The following is a 14,942-nucleotide window of genomic DNA, read 5'->3' as shown; positions in this document are numbered from 1 at the left end:
TCGCTGGCGGCGATGTCGTTCTGCCCGAGGGCCCGGCTCGCCACGTGGCGCTGGTGCTGCGGCTACGCGAAGGCGCGTCGCTGACGCTGTTCGATGGTGCCGGTCACGAGGCGCAGGCGACGCTGGTCGAAGTGGGTCGCAAGCGAGTCGTCGCGCGCATCGAGCAGGTGAGCGCGGGTAGCGGGGAATCGCCGTTGCGCGTGCATCTGGGCCAGGCGATCTCCAAGGGCGATCGCATGGACTACGCTATCCAGAAGTCCGTCGAGCTCGGCGTGGCGGCGATCACTCCGCTCTACGTCGAACATGGCGACGTGCGTCTCAAGGGCGATCGCGAGGCCAAGAAGCTGGCGCATTGGCAGGGCGTGGCGGTCAGCGCCTGTGAGCAGTGCGGACGCGCCAGCGTACCGCCGATTCATCCGCCGCAGACGCTGGCACAATGGCTGGCCGGACGGGACGAAAGCCTCAGGCTGGTGCTGCATCCCGCTACCGACGATAGCTGGCAACAGGCAGCTTCGGTCGATTCGGCAGCTCTGCTGATCGGCCCGGAAGGCGGGCTCTGCGACACCGAGATCGAAGCGGCCCGTAGTGCCGGCTTCCAGCCGCTGACCCTCGGGCCGCGTATCCTGCGTACCGAAACCGCCCCGGTGGTGGCGCTGACGCTGCTGCAGCACCATTTCGGGGATTTGTAGCAACGGACTTACAAGGGGATCTCTTCGATACCTCCCAAGACTCAGGCAACTGTCTCCGTCCACTTTGCATCACGCAGAGCCGGCCTGCGATCTCGCCACGTCGTAGCCTGTTCGTAAGCATGACCCGCACGCAGTACGGTTGCTTCGTCGAAGTAACGTCCTACCAGCTGTAATGCCAGTGGCAGGCCAGTGTCGCTGTAACCACAGCAAAGCGACAGGGCCGGGTGGCCAGTGAGGTTGAAGGGGGCGGTCAATGGCGGCTGGCTGCGAAACGGTACGACTTCGACGTCCTCGATGCGTGGTGCGGGGGCCGGTACGGTGGTACAGGCGATGATTTCGACATCTTCGAGCACGGTTTCGACAGCGGCGATCAACGCTCGCGCTGCACGCTGGGCATCGATGTAGTCGGCCCCGGTAACGAAGGCGCCCATGCATAAGCGCTCGAAGGCATTCTGACCATAGGTTTCCGGCCGTTCCCGCAGGTCTGGCCCGTGAATGCTGAAGCCTTCGGCAGCGAGAATGGCTTGTTGCGCAGCCTGGAAACGGCGCATCGCCGGTAGACTCACTTCGATGATTTCCGCGCCCAACGATGCTAGTTGTCCGACCGCGGTATCCATTCCGCGGATGAGTTCCTCGTCGCAATCCCGGGCGTGGAATTGACGCAGATAGCCGACTTTCAGCCCTCGAATGTTCCCATCCAGGGCTTGTCGATAATCCGGCACCGGGACGCGAGCAGAACCCGGGTCGCCGGCATCGAAGCCCGCCAGTATCTGCATCGACAGTGCGCAGTCTTCCACCGTCCAGGTCAGTGGTCCCACGTGATCAAGTGAATAGGACAGCGGGGCGACACCGCGCCGACTGACTCGCCCATAGGTCGGTTTTAGTCCGGCCAGGCCGCAGTAGGCGGCCGGAAGGCGAATGGAACCACCGGTATCGCTGCCAAGCGCCAGAGGCATGAAACCGGCCGCCACGGCGGCGCCGGAGCCGCTGGAGGAGCCGCCGGTAAAATGATCCGTATTCCAGGGGTTGCGGGCCGGCGGAAAGGGCAGATCGAAGGAAGGCCCACCGATGGCGAATTCATGAGTCGCCATCTTTCCCAGCAGCACACCGCCGGCTTTCCTCAGACGAATGGCAACCTCGGCGTCGGTGGCCGGAACTCGATCTATATCGCGCTGCGAATGACAGGTGGTACGGATCCCGGCGCTATCGATGATGTCTTTCAAACCGTAGGGAATGCCGTGCAGAGGGCCGCGATCGATGCCGTCGGCCAGCTCCCTCTCGGCCCGCTGGGCGTCCTCTAGCGCGCAGGATTCGGTGATGAGCAGCACCGAATGGAGGGCGCCGTCGTAGTGGCGGATACGGGCCAGGCAGTGCTCGGCGAGGGTCACCGGTGAAAGCGATCCGTCGCGAAAGGCACGACCGGCGCTGGCAATGGTCAGTGGTTTGGCATCGAGCTCGATCATGCTGTCTCTCCCGGCGCAGGATGAATGAAGGCCGGTTCTTGGTCCGGCGTGAGCCCCTCGCGGTTGGCGGAGATCAGGTCGCGGAAAGCGAGAAAGGCTTGATACATCGCCTCGCGGCGTTCGGCGGAGATAGTGATGCCGTGACGCGACAGGCAGGCATCGAACTCGGTTTCCAGAAGGGTAGGCGATGAAGACATCATGTAGGCTCCTGCAGCGGTCAATATTCGGCAAAGATACGGGTGATCTCGGCCGGGTCATGGGTGACACCCAGCGCCAAGGCGAGCAGCAGCCTGGCCTTTTGCGGGTTGAGATTGTCGGCGACCAGAAATCCGGCTTCGCGCAGACGGTGACCGCGATAGACGTTGCCACTGCCGGCACGGGTCGATTGCACGACGACGACGCCCTTGTCGACGGCTTCGATCAGCGCGGCTCGCTCCCCGCCGGTGACGAATCCGGGCGCGAATCCCGCCGCGACGATGCCGCGGGCACCGGCCGCGACGAAAGCTCTAATCGCGGCGCCGTCGCTGCCGGCGTAGCTGTAGGCGATATCGACCCGCGGCAGAGGATCGATGGTGTCTAGCGAGAACTCTGTATTCGGTGCCGTACGGCGTAGCCCTTGGCGATATAGCTGCACATGCTCGCCGTCAACATGGCCCAGCGGACCGCTGATCGGTGACTGGAAGGTCTGCAATCGTGTGGTGTTGGTCTTGGTCACCTCGCGAGCCGCATGTAGTTCGTCGTTGAGCAGCACCATGACGCCGCCGTTACGGGTCGCCGGGCTGCCGGCGGCACGGACCGCGTTGACCAGATTCATGCCCGCATCGCTCGATAGCGCGCTCAGTGGCCGCTGAGCGCCGGTGACGATGACCGGGATATCCAGCGGGAGCGTCAGACTGAGACACCAGGCTGTTTCTTCCAGCGTGGCGGTGCCGTGAGTGATGACGATACCGGCGAGATCGTCATGGGTCTGTTGGAGACGAAGGCATTCCGCCACCAGCGCGCGCCAATCGGTTTCATCGATATCGGGACTGACAATGGCGCGGTAGTCGACTACCGTCACCTCGGCGACTTGCGCCAGTTCCGGTACTCTGACAGCGATTTGGCTGGCTTCCAGTCGACGGTTGTTGGCGCCGTAATCGAGAATGTCGAGACTATCCCGACCCAGCGACGAAATGGTGCCGCCCGTACCGATCAGGGCAACGTGGGGACGAGTCATGAATGATGTCTCCGGTGGTTCACAGGCGGACGTCCATGGCCGAACGCAGACTGTCCGACAGCAGGTTGAAGGACATGCAGGTGATGAAAATGATTACGCCCGGCAGGGCCGCATTGATCGGTGCCACGTAGATTGACTCGCGCAGGGCGTTGAGCATCAGCCCCCAGTCGGCGATGGGTGGGCTGACGCCCAGACCTAGAAAGCTCAGGCCGGAGGCGATCACGATGCTGACACTGAGCAGGCTCGAGGCGTAGATCAGGACCGGCCCCAGCACGTTTCCCAGGACGTGGACACGAATGATCGTCAGCGTGCCGGCCCCGGTGGCGCGGGCAGCCTGCACGTAGTCCTCGTTGCGAATCTTGGTGGTGACACTCTCGGTGATACGGGCCAGTGGTGGTATGAAAATCAGCGTCAACGAGAATACGCCGTTGACGATTCCAGCGCCCATGGCGCCAGAAATCGCGACTGCCAGCAGGATCGAGGGGAAGGCATAGAAAACATCGGTTAGGCGCATGATGCACATATTGATCTTGCCACCGGCGTAGCCGGCGATCAGCCCGAGCGTGCCGCCGATCATCAGCGCCATCAGCACGGGGCTGATACTCATCAACAGGGTGACGCGCGCGCCGTAGATCAGGCGGGTGAGAATGTCGCGACCCAGCTCGTCGGTACCCAGCAGATATTCCGCGGTACCTCGACTGGCCCAGGCGGGAGGCGTCAGGCGGTCAAGCATGCTTGCCTGATAGGGATCGTGAGGTGTTATCCAAGGGGCGAAGATTGCAGCGAGCACGATCAGCCCGAGGATCGTCATTGTCGTCAGAGCGACCCAGTCATGGCGTAGCTTGTTGCCGACGTTGTGCCAATAGCCCTTGGGCGGTTTGCCCGAAAGTTGAGCCTCGTTGGCCATGAGTGCTGATGCGGTCGACGTTGTCTCGATCCGAGACTTGTCCCGGGCGTCTAGGGTTGAGGTATTCATAGGCGATTCCTGGAGATGTCAGCGGCGAATACGAGGGTCGATCAGCGCTTGCAGGATGTCCGCGACCAGGTTAGTGGCGACGAAAATCAACGCCATGATCAGAATCGTGCCCTGCAGGATCGGCAGGTCGCGCATGAAGATGGCGTTGTTGAGCAATTGACCGGTTCCGGGCCATACGAAGACCGTTTCGATGAGAATCGACCCGCCCAGCAGTTCCGCCATCTGCAGACCCATGACGGCAATCGCGGCGCTGCAGGCGTTGCGGGCGACGTGCACGAAGACCTGACGTTCCGGCATTCCCTTGGCTCGTAGCGTCTGGACGAAATCCTGACCGTAGGTCTCCGACACGGAGCCGCGCACCGAGCGCGCGATAATGCCGGTCGGAATGAGAGAGAGGGCGAAAATGGGCAACACGAAATGCTGTATGTGGGCCCAGTCAAGCGCGAAGCCCGTCGAGCCACGTGGGCCCATTCCCATGGCGGGCAGCCAGTGCAGACCGACGGCGAAGATGGCCACCAGGACGATGGCGATCCAGTAGTGGGGCACACTGACACCGGTGACGGCGAAACCGGTCACCACCCGGTCGGACAGGGTCCCCTGCCTCGAGCCGGCAATGCTGCCGAGTGTCAGCCCCACCACAAAGCTGACCAGCATACCGCCGAACGCCAGCATCAAGGTGTTCCCCAGCGCGGAAAAGATCTCGGTGCTGACCGACCGGCCGGTGGCGATAGATGTGCCCAGATCACCGGTCAGCGCGTGCCCCAGCCAGGTGGCATATTGCACCGGAAGCGGCTTGTCCAGCCCGTATTCGGCTTTGACCTGATCGATCATTTCCTGGGTCGCTTCTTCCGGCAGCAAGGCATTGATCGGATCGCCGGGCCCCAGCTGTACCAGTAGAAAGCAGATCACGGTCACGCCGAGGGCAATCGGAATGGTGTAGAGCACTCGGCGCAAGATGTAGGAAAACATAGGATTCAACTCCCCAAGGTCGCTGAGCCCATCGATACCGACGTAGCGGTATCGATGGGCCGGGCTTCCTTACTCCTCGAGATGGACCGGTGTCAGATCCTGGAACCAGTTCTTGGCCTGGACAAACCCTTTGAGGTTGGGCGCCAGCGCGCGGGGATTGACGTCATGGGTGACCCAGATCCACTCGGCGTTATCGACCACCTTCTCGTGCAATTCGCTGAGAATCTTGTCCTGCTTGTCCGGATCGAACTCCTCGCGCGCGGCTTTCAGCAACTTGTCGTACTCGGGATTGCTGACCATGCCCCAGTTGGAGCCGTTGGGCGGCACGCGATGGGAATCGAAGAGGCGGGTAAAGGCACTGTAGGGGTCCATCAAGGAACGGCTGATGATGATGCCGTTGATGCCCTTGTCCACGCTGTCAGGGGCTTCGGCCGACTGCCGTGCCAGAGCCAGCAGCGCATTCCATTCCATGACTTCCGCTTCGACATCGAAGTGGCACTGATTCAGCGTGCTCTGAATGTACTGGAACATCGGTAGCGGCTGCATCTGGCCGGATCCGCTTGTGGAAATGGCGATCTTGACGTGCAGTGGGGCATCCTGGGTATAGCCGTGCTGCTCCATCAGCGAGCGGGCATCGTCGGGCTCGTAGCCCAGCTTGAAGGTAGGCTGGCCGAACCACGGGCTGTCCGGTGTGACATGCCCTTCGGCGGGAATGCTCATTCCCCCCAGCAACTGATCGATACCTTGGCGATCGATACACAGGTTTGCCGCCTTGCGCACATCGATCTCGTTCCAGGGAGAGCCTGCGGCGCGGCTCGGTGCAATTGCCCAATTGTGCGGATAGCTGTTGGTGACGATCTGCATGCCGGCGCCTTCCAGCTGCGGAATGGCATCGGGAGAGGGCGCTTCGATCCAGTCCACCTGGCCGCTCAACAGCGCCGAGGTGCGGGACGAGGCTTCCGGGGTGGGTATCAGCTGTACCTGATCGGAAGCCGGCACCCGATCCGGGTCCCAGTAGTCGGGATTACGCGCCATGGTGACCTGCTTGCGCGGCTGCATGCTGACGAATTTCCACGGCCCGGTGCCGGACGGCGCCTGAGCGAAGGCTTCCCAGTCGCCGACTTTCTCGAACTGCGCCGGACTGGACATCATCCAGTAGCTGACCTGGTACGGGACGAAGGCATTGGGTACATCGGTGACGATCTGCACCGTGTAATCGTCGATCTTGTTCACTGCGACGATGCTCGGAATTCGAGCGGCTGCGAGTCCGGCCTGGCGAGGGTCATACTGTGGTGAATCCGGATCCTTGACCTTATCGAAGTTCCATACAACCGCATCGGCTGTGAATTCAGAGCCATCGTGGAACTTGACGCCCTGGCGGAGTTTGAACGTCCACTTCGTCTTGTCATCGGGGTCTACCGACCACTCCGTGGCCAGGCCCGGAATCAAGGTAGAGGGCTTGTCGGCGCTGGAAAGATCCCATTCCACCAAGGAGTCATAAAGCATCAAACCCATGAACCGAAACCCCTCGAAACCCTGGTCGGGATTGCCGGTCGTTAACGGAATATCCGCCGCCGTCATGCCAACTCTAAAGGTCGATAAATCCTGTGCAATGGCTAGGTTACTGGTGCAACTCAACGCCAAGATGGAAGCCGCCGTGCGCAAGGTATTGGGCAATAAATGTGAAAATTTGAGCGACATCGCTAATCCCTTGTGATGGTTATGTTCACGGTGATTGCCGGTAGCCTTTGTCGTTATTACTTTCCTGAATTCCGGCGTCTTTGTCGGCGTCATCACGCAGCCTTAGAGTTAACAAGCTGGAGAAGATACCAACAATGATGAAGCAAAAAGCTTGCCAGATAGCATCAATGGGTGGCGTTGATGCGTCTATTTCCTCTCTTGGTAATAGGATAACTTTATGGTTTTTAGTGGGTTAGAGTTAATGCAATAAATATTTCTCACGCTACCGCTTAGCCTGTGCTTTTCGCTATGAATGTCGTCGGAGGGGGCTCGTGACAGAAGTGAGTTATCCGCAGCGATGCATGATGCATCATGTTGGTGCGAACATGCTTCCCTTGCACCGGAAAATGCTATTCTGTCTGTATATTCTGAAGTGAAAGTTAAGCTAACAGCAGGATGATTTCATTGTGATTTTGATAAGGATAGAGGATTAGATAATCGCGGGTTAGCGGCGATTTTTCCCCATAAACCACGAAGAATATCTTTCCAATACAAGAATATAGAACCCAGCATGGTTCGATATGCAATCGGAGTTTTCCCTATTTCGATTAGCGATTTAAATCTGGAAGGTGGTATTGGGGCTCGTTGCTGGCATCATAATTGCAGCGTTTACCGTAGCGGCCTCGGGCCGACCACGGTAAAGGGTGACGACAATGTATATCACCGCCGAGTTTGTATTGGCGCAGAGTCAGGCGCTCGCATCTCCCGAAATCGATGCCGAACGGGCGGCCCAGTTGGCAATGGAGGTCAATACCCTTCTCCAAAAAGCCACGCCCCTGATCGAGCGATATCGTGATCTCTATGCCGATCCGTTTGCCTTCCTCTCGGCACTCGAAGAGCTATCCATCGCGCAGCTGCCGAAGGAGGAGCCGCATGATGGCAGGCAGTGAGTTGCACTGGATGAGCCTGACCGAGATCGCGTTGGCGATCCGCCAGCGCGAAGTGTCGGTAAGCGAGGTCGTCGAGGCGTCGCTTCGACGTATTGGCGCCGTGCGCCCGATCATCAATGCCTTCATCGACGTATACGCCGACGACGCGCGAGAAGCTGCAGAAGAGGCGGATCGGCAATTGCGACGGGCTACGCCGACAGCACCGTTGTTTGGCGTGCCACTGGCTCACAAGGACATGTTCGCGCGTCTCGGTAAGCGCGCGACCGGGGCATCGAAGATCATGGCCGATGTTGAACCCAAGGCCACTGCCACCGTAATGCGCCGGCTGGACGACGCGGGAGCGATCAACGTTGGTGCCCTTAACCTTTCTGAATTCGCAGCCGGCCCGACGGGACACAACGAGCACTTTGGCCATTGTCGCAATGCGTGGAATCCCGCGCATATCAGTGGGGGATCCTCGAGTGGTTCCGGGGCCGCCACGGCGGCCGGCGCTATCTATGGAGCTATCGGCTCCGACACCGGCGGCTCGATCCGGCTGCCGGCATCGTTCAATGGCCTTGCCGGTCTCAAGCCGACCTGGGGCAGGGTGAGTCGCTTCGGTGCCATGCCGCGAGCCTGGTCGTTGGATACCGTCGGGCCGCTGACCCGGACCGTGGCGGATTGTGCCCTGATGATGTCATTGGTGGCGGGCCATGACGTTCAGGATGCCACCACCAGCCGCCTGGCGGTGCCCGATTATATCCGCAGCCTGGGTCGTTCGGTGAACGGCATGCGCATCGGCATTCCGGCCAACTACTTTCGCGACGGAGTCAGTGACGAAGTCGACACGCTGTTTGAGGAAGCGTGCCGGGCGCTGCAGGATCTAGGCTGTCGGGTGGATATCATTGAGGTGCCGGATCCCGGCGAATACGATGCCATCGCCAATGCGATCTCCAAGTCGGAGGCCGCCGCCATCCACAGCCGCTGGATGCGTGAGAGACCGGAGGATTACGGACGGCATGGCTACTCGCGAACGGAGTCCGGCTTCCACATACCCGCTACCGTCTATCTCGATGCACTGACCGTGCGCAGTGCAGTCGTCCGTGACTTCGTGACCCAGGTCTTCTCGCGAGTCGATGTGCTGGCGACACCGTTACTCAATTTCGAGGTGCCGACTATTGCCGACACCGACGAGCGTGATCCGGGACGGATCCCGGCCATGGTCGGCCGTATCACCCGTAACACTCGCCCTTTCAACTATCTGGGGCTGCCCGCGTTGACGGTGCCTTGCGGCTTCACGGCTAACGGGCTGCCCGCCGGGCTGCAACTTGCCGCTCGGCCCTTCGCCGAATCGACACTGTTCGCGCTGGGCGGTGCCTACGAGCGCGTCACACCGTGGAAGGATCGGCACCCAACGTTATGATGTCTGACGACGGAAATTCATTCGGCACTTCATTCGACAAAGACAAGATGCGCAATGCGTCGCTCATGACAGGAAACCGTGATGGATGATAACGACAAGATTGCTCGCAACGCGACACGAGACCCAAAACGTGACGTCGGTGGTCCGGCGCAGCCACTGCTCATCGTCAATCGACTGAAGAAGCATTTCCCGCTGAAGCGTAAGGGATTGCCGGGGCGTGCCCGGGTTGACGTCGTGCGTGCCGTCGATGGCCTCGATTTCCGCGTCGCCAAGGGGGAGACACTGGGTATCGTCGGTGAATCGGGGTGCGGCAAATCCACGCTGGCCAAGTTACTGATGTCCCTGGTCGAACCCGATGCCGGGGAGGTCGTGCTTGACGGGCTTCCCGTCGGCAGCGCCCAGGGCATTAGCGTCAAGGCGATGCGCAGCCAGGTCCAGATGGTCTTTCAGGACAGCAATGCGTCGCTCAATCCCCGCATGACGATCGGCGATACCATTGCCTTCGGATGCAAGGTTCGCGGTATCGATAGTCGCGAAGCGGCAAGGCAGGCGGAAGCCATGCTGGAGGCGGTGGGGCTGGATCCCGAACTCTATGCACGGCGCTATCCGCATGAACTTTCCGGCGGGCAGCGGCAGCGCATCAACATCGCACGGGCGTTGGCACTGGAGCCTCGGCTACTGATCCTCGACGAGGCGGTCTCGGCTCTCGACAAGTCGGTCGAGGCGCAAGTGCTCAATCTGCTGGAGGATCTCAAGCGCAGGATGTCGTTGACCTATATCTTCATCAGTCACGATCTCAATGTGGTGCAATACATCAGCGATCGTATTCTGGTGATGTACCTCGGCCAGATCGTCGAAATCGGGCCGGTCGACAAGATCTACGATAACCCGCAACACCCCTATACTCAGGCGCTACTGTCGGCGCGCCCCTCGATGGATCCCGATCATCTGACCGAGGCCCTGCCGATCAGTGGTGATCCCCCCAACCCGATCAACCCGCCGTCCGGCTGCCGCTTCCGCACGCGGTGCCCACATGCCGAAACGGTTTGTGCCGAGAAAATGCCGGCATTAGCTCCGGGGCAGATCGGTACGCAGGTGGCCTGCCACATGCTGGTCGACGGTTCCGGACACAGCCAAGCCAAGCGCTACGTGGCCTGAGGAGAGATTTCTATGACACCCCCCTCGTCACTGCTGTCGGTGCGCGATCTGAACGTCACTTTTGCCTCGCGTGAGCGTGAGGTCTATGCCGTCAACGGCGTCAGTTTTGATGTGCAACCCGGCGAAACCATGGTGCTGTTGGGCGAGTCCGGCAGTGGCAAGAGTGTGACCCTGCGCTCGCTGATGAAACTGCATCCGCCTAAAAAGACCCGTTATTCCGGTGAGATTCAGTTCGACGGTACCTCGATGCTGAGCTGCAGCGAACGCCAGCTGCGCCGTCTGCGGGGAGCCGAGATCTCGATGATCTTCCAGGAGCCTTCGACCTCTCTGGATCCGGTCTACAAGGTTGGCGTCCAGATCAGCGAGATGATCGTGCGTCACGAAGGCGTATCTCAAACCGCAGCATTGGCCCGTGCCAAGGACCTGCTCGATCTGGTACGCATTCCATCGGCCGCCGAGCGTCTGAATGCCTACCCCCATGAGATGTCCGGTGGTATGCGCCAGCGTGTCATGATTGCGCTGGCGCTGAGCTGCAATCCCAAGTTATTGCTGGCCGATGAACCGACCACGGCGTTGGACGCCACGGTGCAGATCCAGATTATCTTGCTGCTCAAGCAGTTGCAGAAGGAACTGGGACTGAGCGTAATCTTCGTTACTCACGATGTTGGTGTCGCGGTCGAGATTGGGGCCAAGGTTGCCGTGATGTACGCCGGGCAGATAGTGGAATATGGCAAGTTGCGTGATGTCGTGCGAGATCCCCGTCACCCCTACACCCAGGGTTTGCTCAGTTCCACCGTGCATGCTGGATTGCGGGGTAAGCGGCTCAATGCCATTCCTGGTGCGCCTCCGAATCTCTCCTCGCCGTTGGGTATCTGCGGCTTTGCTCCGCGCTGTCCGCATGCTCACGAGGCTTGCGTTCAGGGCGTGCCCGAGCCGCGTTCGCCAGCACCCGGCCATATGTCACGCTGCGTGTTGGAGGATAGTCGATCACCGCGATCAGCTACGGCCCATAGTCCGAAGTGACCCCTACGGTTTACCCATGGGATTCCGAAATTCGCTCACGACAGGAGTCATTTATGCCCGTGACCATTGATGGCCAGCGCCTGTGGGGGCGCATCGAAGCGATGGCTCGACTGGGAGCTACGCCCAAGGGCGGCGTATGCCGGCTTGCGTTGGATGACAATGACATCGGTGTTCATCGTCAACTGGCGGACATCGCCAAACGTCGAGGCTTTCGCTTGTTGATGGACGATGTCGGTAATCTGTTCATTCGCCGTGAAGGCAGCGATCCGTCATTACCGCCAATAGTCAGCGGCTCGCATTCCGACTCCCAACCAACCGGAGGTCGTTTCGACGGCATCTTCGGCGTACTGGCGGCCTTCGAGTCGCTGGAAGCGATCGATGACGCTGACATCGTTACGCATCATGCATTGGAGTGTGTGATCTGGAACAACGAGGAAGGTTCGCGTTTCGTACCCGGATGCATGGGATCCGGTGTCTACGCCGGAGTAAAGCCATTGGACATGGCCAAGGCAACGCGCGACCGTGATGGCATCAGCATGGGTGAGGCAATCACTCAGCTCTGGTCCTGCTTTCCCGACGCCGAACGGCGTGAGCTGGGGACTCCGTTCGCGGCATTGCTGGAAGCGCACATCGAGCAAGGGCCGTTGTTGGAATCCGGAGGCGAGGTGTTAGGCGTGGTGACCGGCATGCAGGGCATGCGGCGCTTTCTGATCGAAGTCATCGGCAAGGAAGATCATTCCGGTACCACGCCGCGTGGTCTGCGTCAGGACGCATTGGTCGATGCCATCGCCATCATCAACGCATTGCATGCGCTGTTCTGGGATGGTGACGATGCGATCCGTTTCACCATTGGTCATTTCGAACTCTTTCCCAATGCGTGGTCGGTGGTGCCCGGCCGGGTTACCTTCGGCGTCGATTTTCGCTATTCCGATGTCGAGACACTGAAAAACCTGGGCGACCGCGTGGCGCCGTTGGCGGCGGAAGCGGCGGCCCATTGCCGGGTGAGCGTGAACGAGGTGGTCAACGAGCCCCCGGTTCTATTCGAGGGACCGGTATTCGAAGCAATCGAGGCTGCCGTGCGAAGCAGTGGCCAGCCATGGCGCCATATCTATTCCGGCGCGGGTCACGACTGTCGCTTCTTTCCTCAGCGCTGCCCTACCGGCATGTTATTCATACCGTGTGAAAAGGGGATCAGCCACAACGAGGCGGAAAATGCCGAGCCCGAGCATGTTGCTGCCGGTGCCCAGGCGATCGCTGAAAGCCTATTGATATTGGACAAGCAACTGCCATGACCGAAGAGACTCCCTGGGATGCAACCACCGCTCACCATCGTTTTGTAGCAGGCTTGTCGACGCCAGCCGCATGGATGAACAACTGCTTGGCTACCATTGACCGCTATGAGTCCAAGGTACAGGCACTTGCCAACTGGCAACGCGAGCAAGTCGTGGCCGAGGCAGCGGCAATCGCGCCCGACGATGCCCGGGCCTTGGCCGGCGTTCCTATCGGAGTCAAGGACATCATCGACGTCGCCGGGTTACCGACGGCCTGCGACTCATCGCTCTATGCCGATCATCTGCCCATGACAGATGCTACCTGCGTGGAGCTGGCACGGGTGGCGGGTGCCATTGTCGTGGGCAAAACGCGCACCACTGAGTTCGCCTACGCTCGTCCTACGATAACGCGTAATCCTCATCGGCTGAGCCACACGCCCGGCGGATCGTCCAGTGGATCCGCCGCCGGTGTAGCGGCCGGCTTCTTTCCGCTCGCTTTTGGAACCCAGACTGGTGGCTCGACCATTCGACCTGCTAGCTTTTGTGGAATTTTCGGTTTCAAACCGACGTTCAATCGCATTGGTCGGCGCGGTATCAAGCCGCTGTCGGAGAGTTTCGACACACTGGGCTGGTATGCTCGCTCCGTGGAGGATCTGGCACTACTGGATGAGGTACTGAGCGGGGAGAACGCAGCCAAGCTAACGACTCGACCTAGATTGGGCTTATGTCGTACACCAAGATGGCATCGGGCCGATAAAGACATGCAAATGGCGATCGAGAAAGCCGCCCAGGCTTTGGATGCCACGACGGTCGAACTGCCGGCATCGTTTGCCTCGCTCTTCGAAGATCACGCCCGGATCATGGCGGTAGATGCCGCGCGTTCGCTACGTCCCGAATGGCTGCTGCATCGAGGAGCACTGAGCGATGAGATAAGGCGGCTGGTGCGGCAAGGCTTGGCTATTACGCCTGCCGACGAACTGACGGCACGTCGTCGCCTTGATGATGCAAGGCTCCGTCTCGACGATCTGTTCGCTGACATCGATGCATTAATCACGCCTCCAGCACCTGGCGCGGCACCGGCCACACTCGCTTCAACGGGAGATTCCGTCTTCAATCGCTTGTGGACGGCACTGCATGTTCCTTGTGTGGCTTTGCCATTGACCATGAACGCCGATGGCTTACCGCTAGGTTTGCAACTGGTTGGTCAGCGGTATGGCGATCGCCAACTGCTGGCAATCGCCGCGGACGTGAGCGCCAAATTGGCGCTTGTGCCCCCATGTCCGCGTTTTGTTGACTGATCGCCATCGTATCGCCAAGTTCCGGTAGTACCGTCGTGGCTCGACTGAAGGCCGACGTTATTGGATGGCCGAACGACGGCCTCGTCGAGGCACGATGCGCAGCGGGCGGACCTGGTTGAGCGGGCGACGCGTTCAGGACTTCTCTCGAATCATCTTTTCTCTCTCCAGCCGCGCCTGTTCCTCGGGATAGATCGGGAAGTCGATATAGCCGCATGCATCGCCGCCATAGAAGGTGTCTGGATCGAACTCCGCCAGCGGCCAGCCGTTCTGCATCCGCTCGACCAGATCCGGGTTCGAGGTAAACGGACGCCCGAACACCGGCAGGTCGATGGTGCCTTCGTTGACCAGTTTCTCGGCCTCGGCCTGATCGAGACTGCCCGCCAGCAACAGCGTACCTTCGTAGACATCACGGAACTGACGCAGGTAGTCGCGGGGCATCGGCGCCATGCCCTGGCCGCCCTGGTCGTATCGCCGGTGCCAAGAATTTTCCCCAGGCGCGCCTCAAGGAGCGCCTTACCCAGCTCGACAAGTTCAAGGACAAACCGGTCATCGTGGTCTGTAAACAGGGGCAGGCCGCCGGGGCCGCAGTCACCGAGCTGAGCCAGGCCGGCTTCTCCCGTGTCTACAAGCTCAAGGGCGGCATGGCCCAGTGGCAGGCCGACAACCTGCCGGTGGTCAAGCGCTGAATCGATGCAATCGCCCAATGCGCCGAGCGTGTTCCAGCAGCCGTTCAAGCCCAAGGTGGGCCTCGATCTGGACACCGGCAGCCAGTCGGTGGGGCAGGACCTTTACGAGGTCGTGGTCAAGGTCACCGCACAGGTCTCCAACAACGAAGATGGCGCGACGG

At 60.4% G+C, this 14,942-nt stretch carries 15 protein-coding genes and 1 pseudogene; 9 read left to right on the top strand and 7 right to left on the bottom strand.

Features of this window, described 5'->3' with window-relative positions; all coding sequences use genetic code 11:
- On the top strand, positions 1-689 hold a 689-nt coding region (locus CCD76_RS17740; protein ID WP_087720828.1), incomplete at its 5' end, for a 16S rRNA (uracil(1498)-N(3))-methyltransferase.
- Between the two features lie 41 nt (positions 690-730).
- On the opposite strand, the gene CCD76_RS17735 is transcribed toward CCD76_RS17740, so the two are convergent.
- The 6 genes from CCD76_RS17735 to CCD76_RS17710 all read right to left on the bottom strand — a co-directional run bounded on the left by CCD76_RS17735 (position 731) and on the right by CCD76_RS17710 (position 6,828).
- Positions 731-2,152 carry an amidase gene (locus CCD76_RS17735; RefSeq protein ID WP_087720826.1) on the bottom strand — a complete coding sequence of 474 codons (1,422 nt, stop codon included), beginning with the start codon at positions 2,150-2,152 and terminating at the stop codon, positions 731-733.
- Positions 2,149-2,349: a hypothetical protein gene (locus CCD76_RS17730; RefSeq protein ID WP_143543319.1), complete on the bottom strand. Its 201-nt coding sequence runs from the start codon at positions 2,347-2,349 to the stop codon at positions 2,149-2,151. The genes CCD76_RS17735 and CCD76_RS17730 overlap by 4 nt, the downstream gene beginning before the upstream one ends.
- Before the next feature lie 20 nt (positions 2,350-2,369).
- The gene (locus CCD76_RS17725; protein ID WP_087720823.1) at positions 2,370-3,368 is read right to left on the bottom strand and encodes an asparaginase; all 999 of its coding nucleotides are present in this window, start codon (positions 3,366-3,368) and stop codon (positions 2,370-2,372) included.
- A gap of 19 nt (positions 3,369-3,387) precedes the next feature.
- Complete coding sequence (locus CCD76_RS17720; protein WP_256961370.1) at positions 3,388-4,344, bottom strand: ABC transporter permease; 957 nt, start codon at positions 4,342-4,344, stop codon at positions 3,388-3,390.
- Between the two features lie 18 nt (positions 4,345-4,362).
- On the bottom strand, positions 4,363-5,313 hold the full coding sequence (locus CCD76_RS17715; RefSeq protein WP_087720819.1) for an ABC transporter permease: 951 nt from the start codon (positions 5,311-5,313) through the stop codon (positions 4,363-4,365).
- Between the two features lie 69 nt (positions 5,314-5,382).
- Positions 5,383-6,828 (bottom strand): ABC transporter substrate-binding protein, encoded by a 1,446-nt coding sequence (locus CCD76_RS17710; protein ID WP_256961369.1) that lies wholly within the window; start codon positions 6,826-6,828, stop codon positions 5,383-5,385.
- 878 nt (positions 6,829-7,706) lie between these two features.
- On the opposite strand from CCD76_RS17710, the gene CCD76_RS20100 reads away from it, so the two are divergent.
- The 6 genes from CCD76_RS20100 to CCD76_RS17685 all read left to right on the top strand — a co-directional run bounded on the left by CCD76_RS20100 (position 7,707) and on the right by CCD76_RS17685 (position 14,095).
- The gene (locus CCD76_RS20100) at positions 7,707-7,943 is read left to right on the top strand and encodes a hypothetical protein (RefSeq protein WP_179208961.1); all 237 of its coding nucleotides are present in this window, start codon (positions 7,707-7,709) and stop codon (positions 7,941-7,943) included.
- A complete protein-coding gene (locus CCD76_RS17705) occupies positions 7,927-9,345 on the top strand; it encodes an amidase (RefSeq protein WP_179208960.1) in 1,419 nt (472 codons plus the stop codon). Before CCD76_RS20100 ends, CCD76_RS17705 begins: the two co-directional genes overlap by 17 nt.
- 81 nt (positions 9,346-9,426) lie before the next feature.
- Positions 9,427-10,503 (top strand): ABC transporter ATP-binding protein, encoded by a 1,077-nt coding sequence (locus tag CCD76_RS17700; protein ID WP_087720813.1) that lies wholly within the window; start codon positions 9,427-9,429, stop codon positions 10,501-10,503.
- Between the two features lie 12 nt (positions 10,504-10,515).
- Entirely contained in the window at positions 10,516-11,526 is a 1,011-nt protein-coding gene (locus CCD76_RS17695; RefSeq protein ID WP_087720811.1) for an ABC transporter ATP-binding protein, read from the top strand.
- Between the two features lie 53 nt (positions 11,527-11,579).
- Positions 11,580-12,818 carry a hydantoinase/carbamoylase family amidase gene (locus tag CCD76_RS17690; RefSeq protein ID WP_087720809.1) on the top strand — a complete coding sequence of 413 codons (1,239 nt, stop codon included), beginning with the start codon at positions 11,580-11,582 and terminating at the stop codon, positions 12,816-12,818.
- Complete coding sequence (locus CCD76_RS17685; protein ID WP_087720807.1) at positions 12,815-14,095, top strand: amidase; 1,281 nt, start codon at positions 12,815-12,817, stop codon at positions 14,093-14,095. Before CCD76_RS17690 ends, CCD76_RS17685 begins: the two co-directional genes overlap by 4 nt.
- A 132-nt stretch (positions 14,096-14,227) precedes the next feature.
- Here the strand turns inward: CCD76_RS17685 and CCD76_RS17680 are convergent, their stop codons facing one another.
- Positions 14,228-14,542 carry a hypothetical protein gene (locus CCD76_RS17680; protein ID WP_256961368.1) on the bottom strand — a complete coding sequence of 105 codons (315 nt, stop codon included), beginning with the start codon at positions 14,540-14,542 and terminating at the stop codon, positions 14,228-14,230.
- A gap of 20 nt (positions 14,543-14,562) precedes the next feature.
- Between CCD76_RS17680 and CCD76_RS17675 the strand changes: the two genes are divergently transcribed.
- Both CCD76_RS17675 and CCD76_RS17670 read left to right on the top strand, forming a co-directional pair.
- A complete protein-coding gene (locus tag CCD76_RS17675) occupies positions 14,563-14,781 on the top strand; it encodes a rhodanese-like domain-containing protein (protein WP_087720796.1) in 219 nt (72 codons plus the stop codon).
- A 1-nt stretch (position 14,782) separates the two neighbouring features.
- Positions 14,783-14,942, top strand: a pseudogene (locus CCD76_RS17670) (protein-export chaperone SecB); the annotation flags it as partial.

It is taken from the genome of Salinicola salarius (assembly GCF_002179555.1).
Lineage (GTDB): Bacteria > Pseudomonadota > Gammaproteobacteria > Pseudomonadales > Halomonadaceae > Salinicola > Salinicola salarius_A.
This window is presented reverse-complemented; position numbering and strand designations above follow the sequence as displayed.

Coding starts and splice junctions, on each gene's coding strand:
- CCD76_RS17720 (WP_256961370.1), bottom strand. CDS start 4,344: ATGAATACCTCAACCCTAGACGCCCGGGACAAGTCTCGGATCGAGACA.
- CCD76_RS17730 (WP_143543319.1), bottom strand. CDS start 2,349: ATGTCTTCATCGCCTACCCTTCTGGAAACCGAGTTCGATGCCTGCCTG.
- CCD76_RS17715 (WP_087720819.1), bottom strand. CDS start 5,313: ATGTTTTCCTACATCTTGCGCCGAGTGCTCTACACCATTCCGATTGCC.
- CCD76_RS17685 (WP_087720807.1), top strand. CDS start 12,815: ATGACCGAAGAGACTCCCTGGGATGCAACCACCGCTCACCATCGTTTT.
- CCD76_RS20100 (WP_179208961.1), top strand. CDS start 7,707: ATGTATATCACCGCCGAGTTTGTATTGGCGCAGAGTCAGGCGCTCGCA.
- CCD76_RS17700 (WP_087720813.1), top strand. CDS start 9,427: ATGGATGATAACGACAAGATTGCTCGCAACGCGACACGAGACCCAAAA.
- CCD76_RS17725 (WP_087720823.1), bottom strand. CDS start 3,368: ATGACTCGTCCCCACGTTGCCCTGATCGGTACGGGCGGCACCATTTCG.
- CCD76_RS17690 (WP_087720809.1), top strand. CDS start 11,580: ATGCCCGTGACCATTGATGGCCAGCGCCTGTGGGGGCGCATCGAAGCG.
- CCD76_RS17705 (WP_179208960.1), top strand. CDS start 7,927: ATGATGGCAGGCAGTGAGTTGCACTGGATGAGCCTGACCGAGATCGCG.
- CCD76_RS17680 (WP_256961368.1), bottom strand. CDS start 14,542: ATGGCGCCGATGCCCCGCGACTACCTGCGTCAGTTCCGTGATGTCTAC.
- CCD76_RS17735 (WP_087720826.1), bottom strand. CDS start 2,152: ATGATCGAGCTCGATGCCAAACCACTGACCATTGCCAGCGCCGGTCGT.
- CCD76_RS17710 (WP_256961369.1), bottom strand. CDS start 6,828: ATGGGTTTGATGCTTTATGACTCCTTGGTGGAATGGGATCTTTCCAGC.
- CCD76_RS17695 (WP_087720811.1), top strand. CDS start 10,516: ATGACACCCCCCTCGTCACTGCTGTCGGTGCGCGATCTGAACGTCACT.